Genomic DNA, 706 nt, shown 5'->3' with positions numbered 1-706 from the left:
ATAACGCGAGGTCAGAAACGGTCGCCAGCAAGCCATCATTCCGTTCTGCATGGCGTCTGGGGCAACATTGCATCATTCCCGCAAAGGCGATCTTCGAACCTGATTGGCGCTCCGGGAAAGCGGTTCCGACTCGTATCACTCGGGCAGATGGAGGGCTCATGAGCATTGCAGGTCTCTGGGAACGCTGGATCAACCCTGACGGTGAAACCGTGTATAGCTATTCGATGCTCACGGTCAACGCCGACGACCACACCATGATGAAAAACTACCATCGCCAGGGCAGTGAGAAGAGAATGGTAGTCATCTTGCCGAATGGGGCGCTCAAGGACTGGCTGACCGCACCAGCAGCGGAAAGCATGGCATTCATGAGGCAATACCCTGCTCACCGGCTACAAGCTGAGCCAATGCCGAAAGAATCCGGTCGCCGCAAGAGAAGCTAGAACAGGCATGCATCGCAAACCGCCAAAGTAGCTTTTAACTCAAAGCGCTTGCTTGTAAAGGTTAGTCAGGAATTTTTCAATTGTATCGATCGTAGAGTCAATAAAGGCTCTCTCAACCGTAATTTGATTATTCCAGCCATAAGATAGACCGCTTGTATCACGTATTATCACTTCAAGTGATGTGAGTTCTCCAGGTGGCTCGCTTCTTTTGACATAGCCTTCTTCGTGGACAATCTGGTTTCTAACCTTGTTAAATTTCATAAGAT

2 protein-coding genes are annotated in these 706 nt (G+C 49.9%); one reads left to right on the top strand and one right to left on the bottom strand.

The features are described from left to right. A partial coding sequence (locus CXF87_RS12200) for an SOS response-associated peptidase (RefSeq protein ID WP_198556087.1) occupies positions 1–440 on the top strand: 440 nt, incomplete at its 5' end. A gap of 39 nt (positions 441–479) precedes the next feature. Here the strand turns inward: CXF87_RS12200 and CXF87_RS22075 are convergent. Next, positions 480–706: hypothetical protein (locus CXF87_RS22075; RefSeq protein ID WP_232774915.1), on the bottom strand; the 227-nt coding region annotated here is incomplete at its 5' end.

The sequence above is a fragment of the Halomonas sp. MES3-P3E genome, from assembly GCF_002836035.1.
In the GTDB taxonomy this organism is placed as follows: Bacteria; Pseudomonadota; Gammaproteobacteria; order Pseudomonadales; family Halomonadaceae; genus Vreelandella; species Vreelandella arctica.
This window is presented reverse-complemented; position numbering and strand designations above follow the sequence as displayed.